We start from the raw sequence: 20,253 nt of genomic DNA, 5'->3' as shown, positions 1-20,253 counted from the left end.
CTCCGCCCCACCCTGCGCATACGCTCGGCGCCCGGTGGGGCGGAGGGGGAGGACATGCGGCGGACCGTCGTGGCACTGGGGACGGTGGCAGCGGCCCTGACGGGCTGTGCACCGGACGGGTTGTGCACCCAGATGGACATGGAGTCGGGTGTCGCCGTGCTGTGGCGGCCCGCCGACTTCGGCCGGCAGCGGGACGCGGTGACGGTACGGCTGTGCGTGGACGGCGACTGTGCCGAGGGGGCGTCCGGCGATCCGGGCGATCCTTTCCGGTCGCTGTCGGTACGGCTCCCGGACGACGTCGGCGCCGGCCCGGTGCCGGTGCGGCTCACGGTGACCTCCGGGGAGGACGGCCGGGTCGTCGTACGGGACAGCCGGCGGGCGCGGCTCGCCGAGGAGCACCCCAACGGCCGGTCCTGCCCGCCCACGGCCTGGACGGCGGCCTTCCGGGCGCATCCGGAGCAGGGGCTGACGTCGACGAAGGGCATGGACCTGCGGAAGACGCCCGGCACCGGACCGGAGCGGCACACCGGCGGCCCGTCCGGCGGGTGAGGCAGGCCGTCCAGGACCCCGGGGGCGGCAGCCCCGGCCGGCCCCGCAGGCCCGCCGTCGCCGCCGTCCCCGCTGTCACTCGCTGTCGGCCAGGCCCGGCGGCAGCTCCCCCGTGTGCAGCACGCCGAGCCGCTGGGTGGCCCGGGTGAGGGCCACGTACAGGTCGCTCGTGCCGTAGGCGCCCGGCTCGACCACCAGGACGGCGTCGAACTCCAGGCCCTTGGACTGGCGGGGGTCGAGCAGGACGACCGTCCGCGTCAGGTCGGGTTCGGCGCCGGCCGTGACGCCGTCCAGGCGGGCGGCCAGGGAGCGGTGCAGGGCGCGCGGGGCGATCACCGCCAGCCGGCCCTCCGCCGGGGTGAGCTCGGCGACCGCCTTGGCGACCGCGCCGGGCAGGTCGTCGGGGACGTGGCGCACCCAGGGGCGTTCGCCGGTGGAGCGGACCGAGCTCGGGGGTTCGAAGCCGGGGTGCTCGGCGCGGACCACGGCCGCCGCCAGGTCCATGATCTCCGCCGGGGTGCGGTAGTTGACGCCGAGGCGGGTGTGCTCCCAGCGGTCCTCGACATACGGGGCGAGGATGTCCGCCCAGGAGCCGACGCCGGCCGCCTCCGCCGTCTGGGCGGGGTCGCCGACCAGGGTCATCGAGCGGGTCGGGCTGCGCCGCATCAGCAGTCGCCAGGCCATCGGCGACAGTTCCTGCGCCTCGTCCACGATGATGTGCCCGAACGCCCAGGTGCGGTCGGCGGCGGCCCGCTCGGCGGCGCTGCGGTGGTCGGCCTCCTCCTGCCGCTCGGCGAACCGCTCGGCGTCGATGATGTCGTGCGCGGACAGCACCTCGGAGGCGTCCGGGTCGTCGGCCTCCTTGTCCTCGAACTCGTAGGTCCGGGAGGCGTAGGAGACGTCCAGCACGCCCTGCGCGTACGCCACCTGGGTCTCGCGCTCCCGTTCGGCGCGGGCCCTGGCCATCCGGTCGTCCTCGCCGAGGAGTTCGGCCGCCTCGTCCAGCAGGGGCACGTCGGCGACGGTCCAGGCGCGGGTGACCGGGCGGCGGATCGCGTCGGCGTCCTCCGGCGGCAGGTAGCCGTCGGGCTCGGCGAGGAGGTCGGCGACCAGCCGCTGCGGGGTGATCCGGGGCCACAGCTGGTCGACGGCGGCCCAGACCTCGGGGTTCTCGGCGAGTTCGTCGCGGATCTGGGTGATGTCGGAGGCGTCGAGCAGGCTGCTGCCGTCGTAGGGGTCCGTGCCGACGCGCTCGGCGTACAGCTCGGTGAGCGTGTTGAGGATGTGCCCCTCGAAGTGCTCGCGGGCCGCGTTGTGCGGCAGCTTGGCGGCGCGCGTGCGCTCGCGGGCGACGCTCACCAGGCCGTCGTCCAGCATGAGCACCTCGCGGTCGTGCTCGATCGCGATGACCGGGTCGGGCAGGGCCTGCCGGTCGCGTACGACGGCGGCGAGGACGTCGGCCATGCCGGCGCGGCCCTTGACGGCGGCGGCCTCGGGCGTGTCGGCGGCGGTGGCCTTCACGCCGGGGAACAGCTCGCCGACGGTGGCCAGCAGCACGCCGGTCTCGCCGAGGGAGGGCAGCACCTCGCCGATGTAGCCGAGGAAGGCCGGGTTCGGGCCGACGATGAGGACCGCCCGGCGGGCCAGCAGCTCCCGGTGCTCGTACAGCAGGTAGGCCGCGCGGTGCAGGGCGACCGCCGTCTTGCCGGTGCCGGGGCCGCCCTCGACGACCAGCACGCCCCGGTGCGGCGCCCGGATGATGCGGTCCTGGTCGGCCTGGATGGTCTGCACGATGTCGCTCATCCGGCCGGTGCGGGCCGAGTTCAGCGCGGCCAGCAGCACGGCGTCGCCGTTGTGGTCCTCGTGCCCGGTGCGGGTGGCGTCGCCGAGGTCGAGGATCTCGTCGTGCAGGGAGGTGACGGTCCGGCCCTCGGAGGCGATGTGCCGGCGCCGGCGCAGACCCATCGGGGTGTGGCCGGTGGCCAGGTAGAAGGGGCGGGCGACGTCGGCCCGCCAGTCGATGAGGACCGGCGTGCGCTCGGCGTCGTCCTCGCGCAGCCCGATCCGGCCGATGTGGTGCTCGGTGCCGTCGGCGAGGTCGATGCGTCCGAAGCAGAGCGAGCCGTCCACGGCGTTCAGCGCGGCGAGCAGCCCCGAGCGCTCGGCGACCAGGATGTCCCGCTCCAGCCGGGCCTGCATGGGCTTGTCGCCCTGGGCGAGCGCGTCCGCGACGGAGGTCTCCGTCTCGCCGCGCAGCACGTCCACGCGCGCGTACAGTCCGTCGACGAATTCCTGTTCGTGCCGGATTTCATCGTCTGGAAATTCGGTGTTTGACAATTCCGCTCCCGCCCGGATATACTGTGCCCAGTAAACGTCATTCGTGGGTTCATCGAAATGAAGTCACGAATCATTGAATATACGCACAGGAATCCCCCGAGCGCAATTGCTCGGGGGATTCTTTGCGGGCGGGGCCGCTTTACAGCACGTCGGCCAGCTCCTCCAGGAGGCGCCGCTTGGGCCGCGCCCCCACCATCGACTTCACGGGCTCACCGCCCTGGAACACCATGAACGTCGGCATCGACAGCACCTTGTACGCGTTCGTGGTCTCCGGGTTGTGGTCCACGTCCAGCTGGACGACCTTGAGCCGCTCGCCCTCCTCCGCGGCGAGGGCGCTCAGCACCGGCGCCATCTGCCGGCACGGCGGACACCAGTCCGCCGTGAACTCCACCAGCACCGGCAGTTCCGATGCCAGCACCTCCTTGTCGAAGTCCGCGTCCCCCACCTCGGGCACACCCGCTGCCTTCGTCACCGCTCCTGCCTTCCCCATTCGCACAGGGGCTCCGGACCTCCCGGAACCAGCGCCTCGACGGCCAGGTCGTCGCGTGCCCGTTCGGCCCGCGCCAGCTGTCCCGCGACCGTCTCCCGGACCGCCGTCAGCTGCCCGATGAGCGCGTCCAGCTCGGCCAGCTTGCGCCGGTAGACCACGAGCGAGGCCGGACAGGAGTCTCCCTCCGGGTGCCCGGCGCGCAGGCACTCCACGAACGGCCGCGTCTCTTCGAGGTCGAAGCCGAAGTCCTGCAGCGTGCGGATCTGCCGCAGCAGCCTGAGGTCGTTCTCGTCGTAGGTACGGTGTCCGTTGCCGTCACGCCGGGCCGGCAGCAGCCCCCGGGCCTCGTAGTACCGCAGGGTGCGTGTCGTGGTCCCGGCCCGTGCGGCCAGCTCGCCGATGCGCATGTCCATGACGGTAGGTGTTGACGTCGGCGTCAAGGCAAGACCGGCGCGGGACCGCGGCCAGGGATTGACCGGCCGACGACCGAAAACGATCGCCGGCGGGCCGGAAGCGGTGACGAAGGCCGGTGCTTCCGCCGGCGCCCCCCGAGGCCCGGCGTCCGTCGGGTTCACCGGCGATCCCGGCAAGGCGGCTCTCCCGGCCTCCGCGATCCGGGTCCGCGACCGGCACCGGCCCGGCTTCCGGCGCGCCGGCCTAGACGTGTGCCAGGCCCGCCGACTCCTCCACCTCCAGCAGAGAGGCGCTGTGCCGCTCCTCCTCGAACTTCCGGCGTCCGCCGCGCAGGCCGAACAGCCGCTTGGTCAGGGCGATGTAGAGGACGGCGATGATGTTGAGGACGAGGGTCGCGATCTTCAGCCAGCTGACGTGCTCGGTGAGTTCGTAGATCTCCAGTGGCAGGAAGGCGGCCGTCGCGACCACCGTCAGGTACTCCGCCCAGCGCTTGGCATACCACAGGCCGACCGCCTCGATCAGCTCGACCAGCGCGTAGGCCAGCAGCAGGGCGGCCACCAGCAGCAGCGTGGAGTGCCGGTAGCCGAACGCCTTCTGCACCGAGCCGACGACCGGCGAGTGGTCGAGGTCGTAGTGGAAGTGCCGGAAGACCGGGCGGAAGACGTCCAGGTACTCGTCGAACAGGCGGCGGACCGCGTCCTGGCTGTTGCTGAACTTCCACACCGCGGCCGCGACCAGGACGATGAACACCCCGCGCACGGCCCGCTCGACGGCGAGGAAGCGCAGGACGAACAGGTCCCGGAGCACCTTTCCGCGCGGCACCAGCGGCGCCTCGGCGGCCGGCCCCGAGCCGTGCGGCTCGCCGAGCACGAAGTCACCGCAGCGCAGGCACCGCCAGACCTCCCCGAGCGCGGTCTGGGCGTGCAGCCGGATCCGCAGCCGGGGGTCGTCGGGCGCGTAGGTCACATGGCCCTTGCGCGCGCAGGTCCGCCGGTCCCAGTCGATCGTCATCCCCCGTACCTCCACACCTTCACTCACTCATACGTCCTGACGCCCCAGGTCGGGCACCACATGTACCGGCGCCACATGTCCCTGCGCCACACATACTGACGCCGTATGCGAACGTGCCGTTCCGGTTGGTCCGGAGCGGCACGTCGACGGTCGGGGTCCGAGCTGGGGCCGGGGGTCCGAGCTGGGGTCGGAAGTGCGAGCCGGTCAGTCGGCCGCGCTGCCGACCAGTTCCTTCTCCGCGGCCTGCGGCTCCGGCGTCTCCGCCTCGCGGCGCGGCAGCAGGAAGGCCACCAGGACCGTGCCGACGCCGAGGATCACCGCGCCGACCAGGCTGGTGTGGGCGACCGCGTCGGAGAACGCGGAGCCCACCGCGTCGGCCATCTGCCGGGCGCCGGCGGCCAGCTCACCGGCCTGCTGCTTGAGCTGCGCGGCCTGCTGCGGGTCGCTTGCCTGCTGGGCCCGCGCGGCGGTCTGCTGCGCCTTCTCGCCGATGCCCTGGGCGACGGCGTACCCGGCGCCGACCGAGTCCTGCGCGGTGTCCAGGGCGCTCGCCGGGAGCTTGCTGCCGGCGGTGGCGTCGGAGAGGTGGTCGCCGTAGGAGGTGGCGAGCAACGAGCCGAGGAGGGCGATGCCGAGCGAGCCGCCCAGCTCCAGCGAGGTGTCGTTGACGGCGCCGCCGACGCCCAGCTCGGACTCCGGGAACGCGCCCATGATGGCGTCGGTGCAGGGCGAGAGGGCCAGGCCGATGGCGAGGCCCAGGATGATCAGGGGCGCCACGAAGTCGCCGTAGGCGGAGCCGGCGTCCACCCGGGTGAGCAGGGCGAGGGCGGTCGTACCGCCGACCATGCCCGCGCTGACGGTCCACTTCATGCCGACGCGCGGGGTGAGCCACCCGGTCAGGGCCGAGCCGACGAAGACGGCACCGGCGAGCGGCAGCATGCGCACACCGGTCTCCAGGGCGTCGTAGCCGAGGACGAACTGCAGGTGCTGGGTGAGGTAGTAGAACGCGCCGAAGACGGCGAGGAAGAACAGGGCGACGGCGAGGTTGGAGCCGGCGAACCGGCGGCCGGCGAAGCGGCGCACGTCCAGGATCGGGCGCGGGTTGCGCAGCTCCCACAGGACGAAGGCGACCAGGCCGACGCCGGCGACGACGGCCGCCCCGACGGCCTTGGCGCCCCAGCCGAAGTGCGGGCCCTGGATGATCATGTAGACGAGCGCACCGGTCCAGAGCACCGACAGCAGTCCGCCGACGTAGTCGATGCGGTCGTGGTGGCCGGCCTTGGACGGCGGTACGAGGACGAAGGCGCCGACGATCGCGACGGCGGCGATGGGCACGTTGATCAGGAAGGTGGAGGCCCAGCCGTGGTCGCGCAGCAGGGCGCCGGCGACCACCGGCCCGGCGGCGATGGCGAGCCCGGCGGTGGCGGTCCACAGCGTGATCGCCTTGGCCCGCTCGGCGCGCGGGAAGGTCGCGGCGAGCAGGGAGAGCGTGGCCGGCATGATCAGGGCCGCGCCGACGCCCATCACGGCCCGGGCCGCGATGACGGTCGCCGCGCTGTCGGCGAGGTAGCCGAAGACGGCCCCGCCGCCGAACACCACCAGGCCGAGGACGAGCGCCCCGCGCCGGCTGTACTTGTCGCCGATCGCGCCGAGCAGCAGCATCAGCGCCGCGTAGGGGACGGTGTAACCGTCGATCACCCACTGCAGGTCGGCGCTGGAGAGTCCGAGGTCCTGCGTCATGGCGGGCGCCGCGACCGTGAGGGCGGTGTTCGCCATCACGATGATCAGCAGGCTGAGACAGAGCACCAGGAGCGCCCACCAGCGCCTGGCGTAGGGGCGGTCCGTCCTGTCGACCGGTTCGGTCATGACGAGTCGCATGCGGGGGTCGCCTTCCTCGGGTACGCGACGGGGTTGCACAGCGGCGTGCATTTGCACAACGATGTGCAATGTACGTCGTTGCACATCACTGTGCAAGTCGGGCCGGGAAGGGTGCGGGAGGGCACAATGACCGCCATGACCACGGGTAGCACCAGCCGCGCCGACGCCAACCGGCGCCGCATCCTCGACGTCGCCCTCGCCGAACTGCTGCGCGATCCCGACGCCTCCATGGACCAGATCGCGCGCGCCGCGGGCGTCGTACGGCGGACGGTCTACGGCCACTTCCCCAGCCGGGAAGCGCTCATCAGCACCCTGGTGGACGGGGCCGTGGAGGCGCTGGCGGCCGCGGACGCGCAGGCCCGCGCCGGCGTCACCGACCCGGCGGAGGCGGTGGCCCGCACGGTGCTCGCCCTGTGGCCGGTCGCCGACCGCTACCGGCTGCTGATCGCCCTGGCCCAGCGCACGGTCACCGTGCAGGGCATCCGCGACCGCCTCGCGCCGCTGCGCGAGAACAAGGTGCGCCTCCTCCAGCGCGGCCTGGACGAGGGCGCCTTCGCCTCCCCGCTGCCCGCGCCGGCCCTCGCCTACGTGCACGAGCAGATGCTGTTCGCGGTGATGGAGGCGGTGAACGACGGCCTGCTGGCAGCGGAAGAGGCGGGCCGCTCGGCCACGGTCGCCGTGCTGACCGCGGCGGGCGTGCCCGCCTCACGGGCCACCGAGCTGGTGGCCGGGGTGTCGTAGCCCCCAGGGGAGAAGTGGAAACGCCGGAACCGCCCGGAGAAGGGCGGAAGCCGGGCGCTGGGGCACGGGGGGGGGGGAGCCTCGGCCGCCCGGCGGCGTGGGCCGGACGCCCGGCCCGGGTTCAGGCGGGGCCGGACGTCCGGAGCTCGGGTACCGGCTCAGGCCTTGGCGAGTTCCTTCTCGCCGTTCTCCCGGGCCTCGGGAACCTCGGCCACCGCGGGCCGGTCCTCGTCCAGCAGCGTGGTCTCGTCGAAGGGCAGCTCTCCGGCCAGCACCTGCCGCACCCGGACCTTGTCGATCTCCTTGGTCCACGTGCCCACGAGCACGGTCGCGACCGCGTTGCCCGCGAAGTTCGTCAGGGCCCGCGCCTCGCTCATGAACCGGTCGATGCCGACGATCAGCCCGACCCCGTCGACCAGGGCCGGCTTGTGCGACTGCAGACCGCCGGCCAGGGTGGCGAGCCCCGCGCCGCTGACGCCGGCCGCGCCCTTGGAGGCCAGCAGCAGGAACAGCAGCAGCGGGATCTGCTCGCCGATCGACATCGGCGTACCCAGCGCGTCCGCGATGTACAGCGACGCCATGGTCATGTAGATCATCGTGCCGTCGAGGTTGAAGGAGTACCCGGTCGGCACGGTGATGCCGACGACCGGCCGGCTGACGCCGAGGTGCTCCATCTTGGCGATCAGCCGCGGCAGCGCGGACTCCGACGAGGACGTCGACAGGATCAGCAGGAACTCACGGCCGAGGTACTTGAACAGGGAGAAGACGTTCAGGCCCGCGACGATCCGCAGCAGCGCGCCGAGCACCACGAAGACGAACAGGAAGCAGGTGACGTAGAAGCCGAGCATCAGCACCGCGAGGCTCTTGAGCGCGTCGATGCCCGCGGAGCCGACCACGGCCGCGATCGCGCCGAACGCACCGACGGGCGCGGCCCACATCACCATGGACAGGATGCGGAAGACCAGCCGCTGGATGTGCTCGATGCCGCGCAGCACCGGCTGCCCGGCCGAGCCCATGGCCTGCAGCGCGAACCCGGCGAGCAGGGCCACGAGCAGGGTCTGCAGGACCTGGCCCTCGGTGAAGGCGGACACGAACGTGGTCGGGATGATCGACAGGACGAAGTCCACCGGCGGCAGCGCGTCGGGCGAGACCTGGCTGTGCCCGGTCGCCTTGATCGCGTTGGTGATGTGCAGCCCGTCGCCGGGGTGCAGCACGTTGCCGACGACGAGTCCGATGGCGAGCGCGACGAGCGACATCACGAGGAAGTAGCCGAGGGCGATGCCGCCGACGGCGCCGACCTTGGCGGCCTTCCGCACGGATCCGATGCCGAGCACGATGGTGCAGAAGATGATCGGCGAGATCATCATCTTGATCAGGTTCACGAACCCGGTGCCCAGCGGCTTCAGCTCGACCGCGGCGTCGGGCCAGATCAGGCCCACGGCGATGCCGAGCGCGACCGCCACGATGACGGCGATGTACAGGTAATGGGTCCGGTCCCGCTTCACGCGGGCTGCGGCAGGTGCCGTATCGGGAGTGCTGGCGGTCACGACTGCCCTCCTTGACGTCTTCGTCGGCGTAACTACCGGCGTGCGGCTCACGTCCGGGCGTTATCGGGGAATGCCGTGACTATCTCCCGGCCTGTGAGGGCGGTCACCCTTCCGTTCATTTAGTTCACGCTTAACCGCAGAGGCACACTGCTGACATGCGTCTGCCCACCCTCCCCGGACCCCGCAGCCTGGCCGGCCAGCTGTTCGCCATGCAGGCCGTGCTGATCGCGGTGGTCGTGGCCGGGTACGCGCTGTTCACGTACGTCAACGACCAGCGGCAGGCCGAGGACGCCGCCGCCCGGCAGGCCACGGCGGTGGCCCGGTCCATCGCCGACTCCCCCTCGGTCCGCGTGGCGATCCGCACCGCCGACCCCACGGCCCGGCTGGAGCCGTACGCCCTCCAGGTCATGCGGGACGCGAACGTCGACTTCGTCACGATCATGAACCCGTCCGGCATCCGCTGGACCCACCCCGACCGCGACCAGATCGGCAAACGCTTCCTCGGCAACATCGGCCCCGCCCAGCACGGCCACAGCTTCACCGAGACCTACACCGGCACGCTCGGCCCGTCCGTCCGCGCGGTGACCCCCGTCACGGACAATGGCCGGATCGTCGGCCTGGTCAGCGCCGGCATCAAGGTGGAGACCATCAGCGCCCGGGTGCAGGACCAGGTCGCGGCCCTGCTGGGGGTGGCCGGCGGGGCGCTGCTGCTGGGCGCGGTCGGCACCTACGTGATCAACGCCAGGCTGCGCCGCCACACCCACGGCATGAACGCCACCGAGCTGAGCCGGATGCACGACTACCACCAGGCGGCGCTGCACGCCGTCCGGGAAGGGCTGCTGATGCTGGACGGCCAGTACCGGGTGGCACTGATCAACGACGGCGGCCGGGAACTGCTGGGGGTGGGCCCGGAGGAGGAGGCGATCGGCCGCTCGGTGGCCGGCCTGGGCCTGCCGGCCCCGCTGACCGGCGCCCTGCTGTCCTCCGAGCCCCGCGTGGACGAGGTGCACCTGACGGAGTCCCGGGTGCTGGTGGTGAACACCTCCCCGGTGTCGGGGGGCGAGCGGCGGGGCACGGTCGTGACGCTCCGCGACGTGACCGAACTCCAGTCCCTGATGGGCGAGCTGGACTCGGAGCGCGGCTTCACCCAGGCTCTGCGCTCCCAGGCGCACGAGGCGGCGAACCGGCTGCACACGGTCGTCTCCCTGATCGAGCTGGGCCGGGCCGAGGAGGCGGTGGAGTTCGCCACGGCCGAGCTGGAGCTGGCGCAGGCCCTGACCGACCAGGTGGTGGCCGCGGTGGGCGAGCCGGTCCTGGCCGCGCTGCTGCTGGGCAAGACCGCCCAGGCGAACGAGCGGGGCGTGGAGCTGGTGGTCTCGCCGGACAGCCGGCTGGACGACGGGCTGCTCCCCAAGAGCCTGTCCGCCCGCGACCTGGTGACGATCCTCGGCAACCTGATCGACAACGCGGTGGACGCGGCGCAGGGCAGCGCCCGGGCGCGGGTGACGGTGACGGCGTACGCTACGGCCGCCGAAGTGGTGCTCCGGGTGTCGGACACCGGCCCGGGGGTCGACCCGGACCATGGCGACCTGGTATTCCAGCGGGGGTTCTCCACCAAGCCGGCCGGGCCCGGCGGGCGGGGACTCGGGCTGGCCCTGGTCCGGCAGGCGGTGAACCGCCACGAGGGCACGCTGACGGTGACGGGGTCCGGCGAGGACGGCGAGGGCGGAGCGGTGTTCGAGGTGCGGTTGCCGTTGCGCACACCCCTGGGCGGCGGCAGATGACGAGCGAGCAGCAGCCCATCCGCGTCCTCGTCGTCGAGGACGATCCGGTGGCCGCCGACGCGCACGTGATGTACGTCGGCCGGGTGCCGGGGTTCGTCGCGGTCGGGAAGGCGCACACGGGGGCGGAGGCCCGGCGGATCCTGGACCGCACGGCGGTGGACCTGCTGCTGCTGGACCTGCACCTCCCGGACGTGCACGGCCTGCAACTGGCCCGGTCCCTGCGGGCCGCCGGCCACCACGCCGACGTGATAGCGGTGACCTCGGCGCGGGACCTGGCGGTGGTGCGGGAAGGGGTCTCCCTGGGCGTCGTCCAGTACGTCCTGAAACCGTTCACTTTCGCGACGTTGAGGGACCGGCTGGTGAGGTACGCCGAGTTCCGGGCGGCGGTGGGCGAGGCGAGCGGCCAGGACGAGGTGGACCGCGCCCTGGCGGCCCTGCGCGCGCCGTCGCCTGCGGCGCTGCCGAAGGGCCTGAGCGGGCCGACGCTGGAGCGGGTGACGTCCGCTCTGCGGCATGCGCCGGAGGGGCTCACCGCGGCCGGGGTGGCCGAGGCGGTGGGCATCTCGCGGATCACCGCCCGGCGGTACCTGGAGCATCTGGTGGAGGCGGGACGGGCGGGGCGGAGTCCGTTGTACGGGCAGGTGGGGCGGCCTGAGCTGGTTTACCGGTGGGTTCCTCAGGGGCGATGAGGCCGGCGGCCTGGACGCGGGCCCGGACGGCCTGCGCGGGGGCGTTGGCCCGGACGTAGGCCTCGGCGGCCTGGTGGTAGTGGGCGTATGCCTCCGCCGGGCGGCGGGTGTTCCGGTACACGAGTCCCAGGTTTTCGAGCGCCCGCCCGACTCCGTAATAGTCCTCGAACTCCGTCCAGATCGCCAGGGCCTTCGTGTACTCCTCGATCGCCCTGTCCGTCTGCTCCAGCTTCGCCAGGGCGTTGCCGCGGTTGTTCCACGCCGACGCCTCCCCGAGGCGGTCGCCCACGGCCTGGTAGACGCCGACCGAGCGGATGAAGACCTCCATGGCCTCTTCGGCCCGGCCCGCGTCCAGCAGGGCGCTGCCGAGGTTGTTCCACACCCTGGCCTCACCGAACCGGTCGCCGATGTCCTGATGCAGATCACGGGACCGCAGGTAGGCGTCGATGGCCTCCTCGACCCGGTCCGCCTCCACCAAGGCGTTGCCGAGGTTGCTCCACACCTGGGCCTCACTGACCCTGTCGCCGATGTCCCGATGCAGATCACGGGCACGGATATGGGCTTCGATGGCCGCTTCCGGGTCCCCGGCCTCCTCCAGGGCGTTGCCGAGATTGTTCCACGCCATGGCCTCACCCACGCGGTCACCGGCTCTCTGCGCAGCCTCCTGGGCGGACCGGTTGACCGCCACCAGGTCGTCCAGGTGTCGCCGCCATTCGAGATAGGTGTACAAGCACAGGGCCAGCCGCACAGCCGTGTCCGTGTGCCGCTCCTCCCGCCCCCACTGAGCCGCGGCCACCAGTCCCGCGCGCTCCCTGTCCAGCCAGGCCAGCGCCTCGGCCCGGGTGGCGAAGCGTGCCGGCTCCGGCTTCCCGGGCAGCCAGTGCAACCGGTCGTCCGCCGCGTCCGCCCACCGGTAGTAGTGCGCGAGCAACCGCTCCCGCGCCGCGTCCCGCGTCTCGGCGTCGCCTGCCAACAGGCCCGCTCCGAACGCGCGCACCAGGTCGTGCATCCGCCAGCACCCCCGGACGCTCCCCCGCTCCACCAGGTGCGCGCGGGCCAGGGCCTTCAGCCCGGCCGACGCAGGCACCTGCTCCCCGGCCAGCACGCCGGCCACCTCCTCGCTCACCTCCGGCCCCGGCGCGAGGGCGAGCAGGCTCAGCAGACGTGCCTGGTCGGCCGGAAGCCTGCGGTACGAGAGGTCGAACGCGGCGCGCACACTGCGGTCGCCGTCGTCGAGCGCGGCGAGGCGGTCGTACGACGTCGCCAGCTCGTCCGCGAATTCGGCGACGGACCGGCCCGGATCCTCGGCCAGCAGGGCAGCCGAGATCTGCAGGGCCAGCGGGAGGTGCCCGCACAGGTCCGCCAGCCGTGCCGCCGCCTCCGCCTCCTCCACGACCCGGTTGTCCTCCGGGTCGGCGATACGGAGCGCCCTGTCGAGAAGTTCGTACGCGGCCCCAGGCGTCAGCTGGTCCAACGACACCAGCCGCGCCCCCAGTTGCGCCAGCCGGTCCCGCGAAGTGACCAGCACCCGGTGCCGCACGCCCCCCGGCAGCAACGGCCTCACCTGCTCCGGCGACGACGCGTTGTCGGCGACGATCAGCACCGCCTCCCGCTCGGCCAGCACCGAACGGTACAGGCCCGCCCGTTCGTCCGCCGTGGCCGGGATGTGGTCGGGATCCACGCCCAGCGCCCGCAGCAGGGACTGCAGGGCCTGGTCCGCGGTGACCGGAACGTCGTCGTACCCGTGCAGGTCCACGAAGAGCACCCCGCCCGGGCACCACCCCGCCTCCCGCGCCGCGTACGCCGCCTGCACCGCCAGCGCCGTCTTGCCGATGCCGCCGAGCCCGGACACGGCCGTGACGAGGACGGCCTGCTCGGCGCCGGAGACGGAAGGGTCCAGCGCGGCCCGCACCCGCGCCAACTCCTCGTCCCGGCCGGTGAATCCGGCAGCCGGCGGTGGCAGCGCGTCCAGGGCCGTGGGCGCCGGCGCCTGCTGCCGGTACTCCGCCTTGCCGATGACGGGCCCGCGGAAGTCCCCGCCCCGGAAGTCGACGACATCGCTCACCCGGCCCCGCCCCCTGCCCGGAACGGCACGGCGTACTGCACCACGCACACCCCCAGCCCCACGACCGCGACCGCCTCCAGCACGGACACGACCACCAGCCCGGCCGAAACCTCGCCCCCCGCCCAGTACACGACGAGCGCGCTCAACGGCACGACGCAGAAGGCCAGCAGGTCGACCACGCACTGGACGACCTTCCGGGAGAACCGCCGGGCGTCCCCCCGGTGCGCGGCCTCCCAGCGGAAGACCTCAGCCCCCTCGGCCCGGGCCAGCGCGGCGAGCCGGGGCCCCAGCTCGCCCCGCACGTACGCCCCGATCGCGGAGATCTTCTGGTCGTTGACCAGGTACGTCCAGCCCAGCACGACACACACCGGCGGCAGCGCGAGCAGCATCGCCGGCTGCCTGGCCTGGGCCGCCGCGGCGATGACGGCGGCCACCACCGTGAGGGTGACGTAGAGCAGATTGTCCCGGAAGCCGATCCGGGTCTTCTGCTCGTCCTTCACGGTCTGGTACTCGGCGAGCAGCAACTGCCCCACGGTGACGTCTCGTTCCGGCACGCAAGCCCCTTCCCCCGGCAGTACCTTATGAGTGTGCCGGAGACTCAATCCACCGTTCTGGTCCTGACCGCACTGCCCCTGGAGTACGCCGCTGTCCGGGCGTACGTCCCGGAGCGCGAGGAACTCGTCCACCCCAAGGGGACCCGCGTCGAGAAGGGCCGGCTGCCGGACAGTGCCTGGCACCTGGCGATCGGCGAACTCGGAGTGGGGGCCGAGCGTGCCGCCGCGCTCACGGCCCAGCTCATCGACTGGCTGCACCCCGAGGCCGTCCTGTTCGTGGGGGTGGCGGGAAGCCTGAAGGACGACATCGGGATCGGCGATGTCGTGGTGGGCACCCAGGTCTACGAGATCCACGGCGGCAAGCAGGCCCACGACGGTTTCAAGGTCCGCCCGAAGGCCCTGCCCGGCTCGCACGCGCTGGAGCAGGCGGCGCGTTCCGTGGCCCGGGACCTGCCGGGGATACGGGTGCACTTCGCGCCGATCGCGACCGGCGACGTGGTGCTGGCCGACTCCAGGTCCGCCATCGCCCGGCACCTCGACGCCCACTACAACGACGCGGGCGCCATCGAGATGGAGGGCTCCGGAGCGGCCCTGGCGGCCCACCTGAGCGGACAGCTGGACGCGCTCGTCGTGCGGGGCGTCAGCGACCGCGCGGACCGCAACAAGCGGCGGGCCGACGCCGGCGGCTCGCAGCAGCGGGCGGCCGCGCACGCGGCGAACGTGGCGGTCGGGCTGCTGCGCAAGCACCAGCCCCGCGGCACCGGTCCCGGCGACTCCGAGGAGGGACCTCAAGCACGCTACGGGGGCGACCACATCGACTTCCGGGGCGGGACCTTCCACGGACCCGTCACCGGTAAGCAGGTCGGAGGCCGGTAAGGGCACGGCCCACGGCCCGGTCCCCCGCGCGACCGCCGCCCTGCCGGCCCGCCCCCTCGGCTTCACCGGCCGGTCGGCGGAGCTGGACCGCCTGCTCCCCCACCTCGCACCCGGCGAGGACGACACGACCGCACTGCCGCTGCTCATCTTCGCCGTCACCGGCATGGGCGGCATCGGCAAGACCGCGCTCGCCCTGGAGGCGGCGCACCGGGCGCGCGCGGAGGGCTGGTTCCCGGGCGGGACGCTCTTCGTGGACCTGCGTGGGTACGACGACGACCCGGTCACGGCCGATCAGGCGGTCCTGGCGCTGCTGGACGCGCTCGGCGTACGGGACCGGGACCTGCCGCCGACGACCGGGCGCCAGTACGACGCGTACCGCGCGCTCCTCGCCGAACGCCGGGACCGCATGCTGCTGATCCTGGACAACGCCTCGGACCCGACCCAGTACGTGCCGCTGCTGCCCGGCACGGACCGGCACCGGGTGCTCATCACCTCGCGGGACCGCCCCGACGCCCTTCCGGTACGCCTGATCGACCTGGAGACGCTCGACCCCGATGATTCGGTCGCCCTGGTGACCCGTGCCCTGCACGGCACCGACGAACGCGACGACCGTCCGGCACGCGAGCCTGACGCACTGCGCGAACTGGCCGACCTCTGCGGGCACTTGCCCCTGGCACTGCAGATCGCGGCGGGCATGCTGCGCCGGCGCCGCCACCGGGACATCGCGTCCGTGGTGGCCGAGATCCGGGACGCCGGGGATGCGACGGCCGTCCTCGACCACGCCAGTCCCGGAGCGGACCTGTACGGGCGCTCACTCGTTCTCCGCCCCGTACTGGAGACCTCCTACCGCCGGCTGCCGCCCGACCAGGCCCGCCTGCTGCGCCTGCTCTGTCTGGCTCCGGGCGCGGAGACCGGGACGGAGGCGGTCGCGGCCCTGGCGGACCTCGGCACGGAGTCCGTGCTGTCGCTGCTGGAGGACCTGGCCGCCACACACCTCGTCGCGCCGGTGCGGGGCGGCAACGGGACGGCTTCCGAGGTGCGGTGGCGGTTGCACGACCTGGTGCGAGGGTTCGGGGCCGGTGTCGTGGCGGAGGATGCGGGGTTGCGGGAGGAGGGGGAGGCGGCGCGGGAACGGGTGCTGGGGTACTACCAGCGGTGGGCGGAAGCGGCCGATGACCGGTTGCGGTGGTTGCCGGGAATGGAGGAGCCGGAGCGGTTCAGGGACCGGGGGCAGGCGCTGGCGTGGCTGGACGGGGAGCGCGCGGCTCTGGTGGCCGCTGTGGAGTGGGGACGGGAGGAGAGGTTCGCGGACGCGGCGGTGAGGCTGGCCCAGTATCTGGGGAAGTTCCTGGACTGGCGGCGGTATTTCGATGACTGGATCACTGTCGCGGAGGCGGCGCGGGAGGCCGCCCGCCTCGCCGGGGACAGGCTGGCCGAGGCCGTCTCATGGGACCATCTCGGCCTCGCCCTGCAGGAGGCGGGCAGGGTGGAAGAGGCGATCGACGCCCACCACAAAGCCCGCGACCTGTACCAGACCACCGGGGACCGACATCGGGAGGCCAGCGCCTGGAACAACCTCGGCCTCGCCCTGCAGGAGGCGGGCAGGCCGGAAGAGGCGATCGACGCCCACCACAGAGCCCGCGACCTGTACCAGACCACCGGGGACCGATACCGCGAGGCCAGCGCCTGGAACAACCTCGGCCTCGCCCTGCAGGAGGCGGGCAGGGTGGAAGAGGCGATCGACGCCCACCACAGAGCCCGTGACCTGTACCAGACCGCCGGGGACCGATACCGCGAGGCCAGCGCGTGGAACAACCTCGGCCTCGCCCTGCGGAAGGCTGGCCGGGTGGAAGAGGCGATCAAGGCTTACAGTACGTGCCTGGAGCTCTACCAGGAGTATGAGGACTGGTACGGGGACGGGCAGACCCTCCACAACTTGGCCCTCGCCCATCAGGCCGCCCACCGCCCCGCCGAAGCCCGCGCCGCCTACCTCCAGTCCGCCGACGCCTTCACCCGCGCCAACGCCCCCGACCGAGCCGCCCAAGCCCGCGCCCGAGCCGCCGAACTCCCGGACTGACGGCCCCACTTCACCGTCGTGGACTATCACCCGTCCCCTGGCCCGCCGAGGCGCAATCCCGCGCACACGCATTGACCTGACTAGACCACTCCTCTTACCTTCACACGGCAGCAATCTCCGCGCCACCCCCACGTGTGCTCAGGAGGTCATGCCCGTGCGCCCCACCGCCGCCCTCCCTCTCCTCCTCACCACCGCCCTCGCCGCCACCGCCCTCACCGCCTGTGGCAGCGGGTCCGGCAGCAGCCCGGACACGGTGAAGGTGTCGTACAAGCAGTCCACCGACAACTCGGTCAAGGTGATGGACACCTACCTCGCCGGGATCAAGAAGCAGTTCGAGCACGAACACCCCGGCAAGAAGGTCGAGTTCGTGCCGATCAAGGCGCCGGACGCCGAGTACTACACCAAGCTCCAGCAGATGCTGCGCTCGCCGCGGACCGCCCCGGACCTGGTCTACGAGGACACCTTCCTCATCAACTCCGACATCACCAGCGGGTACTTGAAGCCGCTCGACCCGTATCTCGCCAAGTGGCCGGACTGGGGGCAGTTCGTCGGCACGGCGAAGGCGGCGGCCAAGGGGCAGGACGGGAAGACGTACGGCGTTCCGGACGGGACCGACACCCGCGGGCTCTGGTTCGACAAGCGGGTGTTCCGGAAGGCCGGGTTACCCACCGACTGGCAGCCGAAGACGTGGGACGACATCCTCGCCGCCGCCCGGACCATCAAGCGGAAGGTCCCCGGGGTCGTCGCCCTCAACGTCTACACCGGCAAGCCGGCCGGTGAACGGGCCACGATGCAGGGCTTCGAGATGCTCCTGTACGGCACCGGCGACGGCACACGGGATCCGCTCTACGACAGCGGCAGCAAGAAGTGGATCACCGGGTCCCAGGGCTTCGAGGACTCGCTGAAGTTCGTGGAGACCGTCTACCGGGACAAGCTCGGCCCCGACGTCTCCGACGCCCTCGACCCGAACTTCAACACCACCGTCAACGGCGAACTGCTCCCCCAGGGAAAACTCGGCATCGCCCTCGACGGCTCCTGGCTGCCGCAGGCCTGGCTGCCGGGCAGCGGGCACGAGTGGCCCGACTGGTCGAAGCAGCTGGGGCTCGCCGCCATGCCGACGCAGAACGGGCAGGCGCCCGGCAAGGTGAGCATGTCCGGCGGCTGGACCTGGTCCATCCCGGCCAAGGCGGGCAACCCCGACCTCGCCTTCGAGTTCGTCCGGACGATGCAGACGAAGGACAACGCCCGGAAGTGGTACATCGCCAACTCCGGGATCGCCGTACGGAAGGACGTCGCCGCCGATCCGGCGTACGCCGGCGCCCAGCCCGGCATCAGGTTCTTCACCGACCTCGTCGCGAGTACGCACTACCGGCCCGCGTATCCGGCGTACCCGAAGGTGTCGACCGCCGTGCAGGAGGCCATGGAGGGGGTCACGACCGGTGACCTGTCCGTGGCGGAGGCGGCGAGCGGCTACGACGCCACGGTCGAGGACGTCACCGGCGGCCGAGTGGTCCGGAAGTGAGGCGCGGGAACCCGGCCGTCCGGGCCCTCCCCCTCGCCCCCGCCCTGGTCCTGCTGCTGCTCTTCCTCGCCGGGCCGATCGCCTACTGCGTCTGGATCGCCTTCACCGACCTCCAGCTGACCGGCCAGGCCCACTCCTCCTTCGTCGGCCTCGCCAACTTCCGCCGGGCGTTCCGGGACGACGCGTTCCTGCACGCGGTCCGGCTGACCCTGGTGTTCACGGTGCTGTCCTCGCTCATCGGGCAGAACACGCTGGGCCTCGCGCTGGCCGCGCTGATGAAGCGCGCCTCGAAGCCCGTGCGGACGCTGACCGGCGGGATCGTCGTCACCGCGTGGGTGCTGCCGGAGGTCGTCGCCGGGTTCCTGCTCTACGCGTTCTTCCGGCGCGAGGGCACCTTGAACGCCATCCTGGACTGGCTGCACCTGCCCCGGCAGAACTGGCTGTTCACGCTGCCCGTCCTCGCGGTGTCCTTCGCCAACGTCTGGCGCGGGACGGCGTTCTCGATGCTGGTGTACTCCGCCGCGCTGGACGAGATCCCCGCCGAGATCACGGAGGCCGCCGAGGTGGACGGGGCCGGCGGGTGGCGGCGGCTGTGGCACATCACCCTGCCGATGATCCGGCGCTCCATCGGCACCAACCTCATGCTCAACACCCTCCAGACGCTCTCCGTCTTCGGGCTGATCTGGGTGATGACCCGGGGCGGGCCCGGCAACCGGAGCCAGACCCTGCCGCTGTACATGTACGAGCAGGCCTTCCAGAACAGCATGATCGGGTACGGCACCGCGGTCGCCCTGCTCCTGCTGGTCGTCGGCTCCCTGTTCTCCGTCGTCTACCTGCGGCTGCTGCGGACGGAGGTCTGATGCCCCGCAAGCGTTCCTCCCGGCGGCTCGCCGCCGACGTCGCGCTGCTGGCCGTGGCCGCCGCCTTCGCGCTGCCCCTCGCCTGGGTGCTGCTGTCCGCGGTGGACCCGCACGCCGGCCTCCGGGTCCGGGTCCCGGGCGGGGTCACCCTGGACAACTTCCGGGCGGTCCTGACCCCGGACATCACCTACACCCCGCTGCTCAACAGCCTGGTCCTGTGCGGGGGCGCCACGGCGCTGACCGTCGGCTGCGCCGCCCTCGCCGCCTATCCGCTGTCCCGGTTCCGGTCCCGGCTGAACCGGCCGTTCCTGCTGACGGTCCTGTTCGCGACCAGCCTGCCCGTCACGGCGATCATGGTGCCGGTGTACGCCCTGTTCGTCCGGGTGAACCTCATCGACACCTTCCAGGGCACGATCTTCTTCTTCGCCGCCTCCCAGCTGCCGTTCGCGATCTGGCTGATGAAGAACTTCATGGACGGCGTGCCGCGGGAGCTGGAGGAGGCGGCCTGGACGGACGGCGCCTCGGCGGCGCAGTCCCTGCTGCGGATCGTGCTGCCGCTGATGGGGCCGGGGCTCGCCGTGGTGACCGTGTTCTCGTTCGTGATGATGTGGGGGAACTTCTTCGTCCCGTTCATGCTGCTGCTCACCCCGGACCGGATGCCGGCCTCGGTGAGCATCAACGACTTCTTCGGCAACCGGGGCATGGTGGCCTACGGCCAGCTCGCCGCGTTCTCCGTGCTCTACTCGACGCCGGTGCTCCTTCTGTACGTCCTGGTGGCACGGCGGCTGGGCGGCGGGTTCGCCCTGGGCGGCGCGGTCAAGGGGTGACCCGGGAGGGTGTTCCGTCCGTTGCATACCGA

The 20,253-nt window shown here is 72.3% G+C and carries 17 protein-coding genes; 9 read left to right on the top strand and 8 right to left on the bottom strand.

The genetic code is table 11. The features are described 5' to 3' along the window. Window positions 1-54 precede the first annotated feature (54 nt). On the top strand, window positions 55-549 hold the full coding sequence (locus S1361_RS26920; RefSeq protein WP_208034497.1) for a hypothetical protein: 495 nt from the start codon (window positions 55-57) through the stop codon (window positions 547-549). A 75-nt stretch (window positions 550-624) separates the two neighbouring features. On the opposite strand, the gene S1361_RS26915 is transcribed toward S1361_RS26920, so the two are convergent. The 5 genes from S1361_RS26915 to S1361_RS26895 form a co-directional block, all read right to left on the bottom strand. Next, window positions 625-2,886 carry a HelD family protein gene (locus S1361_RS26915; protein ID WP_425087346.1) on the bottom strand — a complete coding sequence of 754 codons (2,262 nt, stop codon included), beginning with the start codon at window positions 2,884-2,886 and terminating at the stop codon, window positions 625-627. 139 nt (window positions 2,887-3,025) lie between these two features. Next, window positions 3,026-3,340, bottom strand: coding sequence for a thioredoxin (gene trxA / locus S1361_RS26910; RefSeq protein ID WP_208036784.1), 315 nt, complete (start codon window positions 3,338-3,340; stop codon window positions 3,026-3,028). 14 nt (window positions 3,341-3,354) lie between these two features. Further along, window positions 3,355-3,783 carry a MerR family transcriptional regulator gene (locus tag S1361_RS26905; RefSeq protein ID WP_208034496.1) on the bottom strand — a complete coding sequence of 143 codons (429 nt, stop codon included), beginning with the start codon at window positions 3,781-3,783 and terminating at the stop codon, window positions 3,355-3,357. 250 nt (window positions 3,784-4,033) lie between these two features. Further along, on the bottom strand, window positions 4,034-4,801 hold the full coding sequence (locus S1361_RS26900; RefSeq protein WP_208034495.1) for a DUF2127 domain-containing protein: 768 nt from the start codon (window positions 4,799-4,801) through the stop codon (window positions 4,034-4,036). Window positions 4,802-5,005: 204 nt separating this feature from the next. Then, a complete protein-coding gene (locus tag S1361_RS26895) occupies window positions 5,006-6,679 on the bottom strand; it encodes an MFS transporter (RefSeq protein WP_208034494.1) in 1,674 nt (557 codons plus the stop codon). A gap of 126 nt (window positions 6,680-6,805) precedes the next feature. Here S1361_RS26895 and S1361_RS26890 point away from each other — a divergent pair, with 126 nt between their 5' ends. Further along, a complete protein-coding gene (locus S1361_RS26890; RefSeq protein WP_208034493.1) occupies window positions 6,806-7,420 on the top strand; it encodes a TetR/AcrR family transcriptional regulator in 615 nt (204 codons plus the stop codon). 158 nt (window positions 7,421-7,578) lie between these two features. Here S1361_RS26890 and S1361_RS26885 read toward each other — a convergent pair whose 3' ends face one another. Then, complete coding sequence (locus S1361_RS26885) at window positions 7,579-8,967, bottom strand: cation:dicarboxylate symporter family transporter (RefSeq protein ID WP_279577626.1); 1,389 nt, start codon at window positions 8,965-8,967, stop codon at window positions 7,579-7,581. Window positions 8,968-9,122: 155 nt separating this feature from the next. Between S1361_RS26885 and S1361_RS26880 the strand changes: the two genes are divergently transcribed. Both S1361_RS26880 and S1361_RS26875 read left to right on the top strand, forming a co-directional pair. Next, on the top strand, window positions 9,123-10,751 hold the full coding sequence (locus S1361_RS26880; RefSeq protein ID WP_208034492.1) for a sensor histidine kinase: 1,629 nt from the start codon (window positions 9,123-9,125) through the stop codon (window positions 10,749-10,751). Continuing rightward, entirely contained in the window at window positions 10,748-11,440 is a 693-nt protein-coding gene (locus S1361_RS26875) for a response regulator (RefSeq protein ID WP_208034491.1), read from the top strand. Before S1361_RS26880 ends, S1361_RS26875 begins: the two co-directional genes overlap by 4 nt. Here the strand turns inward: S1361_RS26875 and S1361_RS26870 are convergent. Together S1361_RS26870 and S1361_RS26865 are read right to left on the bottom strand one after the other, a co-directional pair. Continuing rightward, entirely contained in the window at window positions 11,322-13,505 is a 2,184-nt protein-coding gene (locus tag S1361_RS26870) for a tetratricopeptide repeat protein (protein WP_243769315.1), read from the bottom strand. The two genes, S1361_RS26875 and S1361_RS26870, sit on opposite strands and share 119 nt — an antisense overlap. After that, window positions 13,502-14,059: a hypothetical protein gene (locus S1361_RS26865; protein WP_243769314.1), complete on the bottom strand. Its 558-nt coding sequence runs from the start codon at window positions 14,057-14,059 to the stop codon at window positions 13,502-13,504. Before S1361_RS26865 ends, S1361_RS26870 begins: the two co-directional genes overlap by 4 nt. 27 nt (window positions 14,060-14,086) lie before the next feature. Between S1361_RS26865 and S1361_RS26860 the strand changes: the two genes are divergently transcribed. The 5 genes from S1361_RS26860 to S1361_RS26840 all read left to right on the top strand — a co-directional run bounded on the left by S1361_RS26860 (window position 14,087) and on the right by S1361_RS26840 (window position 20,221). Further along, entirely contained in the window at window positions 14,087-14,935 is an 849-nt protein-coding gene (locus S1361_RS26860) for a 5'-methylthioadenosine/S-adenosylhomocysteine nucleosidase family protein (RefSeq protein ID WP_208034490.1), read from the top strand. A gap of 139 nt (window positions 14,936-15,074) precedes the next feature. Then, window positions 15,075-17,012 carry a tetratricopeptide repeat protein gene (locus S1361_RS26855; RefSeq protein ID WP_341829370.1) on the top strand — a complete coding sequence of 646 codons (1,938 nt, stop codon included), beginning with the start codon at window positions 15,075-15,077 and terminating at the stop codon, window positions 17,010-17,012. A gap of 148 nt (window positions 17,013-17,160) precedes the next feature. Continuing rightward, window positions 17,161-18,534 (top strand): extracellular solute-binding protein, encoded by a 1,374-nt coding sequence (locus tag S1361_RS26850; RefSeq protein WP_208034488.1) that lies wholly within the window; start codon window positions 17,161-17,163, stop codon window positions 18,532-18,534. Continuing rightward, window positions 18,531-19,394, top strand: a complete 864-nt coding sequence (locus S1361_RS26845) for a carbohydrate ABC transporter permease (RefSeq protein ID WP_208034487.1) — start codon at window positions 18,531-18,533, stop codon at window positions 19,392-19,394. The genes S1361_RS26850 and S1361_RS26845 overlap by 4 nt, the downstream gene beginning before the upstream one ends. Further along, window positions 19,394-20,221, top strand: a complete 828-nt coding sequence (locus S1361_RS26840) for a carbohydrate ABC transporter permease (protein ID WP_208034486.1) — start codon at window positions 19,394-19,396, stop codon at window positions 20,219-20,221. Before S1361_RS26845 ends, S1361_RS26840 begins: the two co-directional genes overlap by 1 nt. Window positions 20,222-20,253 lie beyond the last annotated feature (32 nt).

It is taken from the genome of Streptomyces cyanogenus (assembly GCF_017526105.1).
Classification (GTDB): Bacteria; Actinomycetota; Actinomycetes; order Streptomycetales; family Streptomycetaceae; genus Streptomyces; species Streptomyces cyanogenus.
This window is presented reverse-complemented; position numbering and strand designations above follow the sequence as displayed.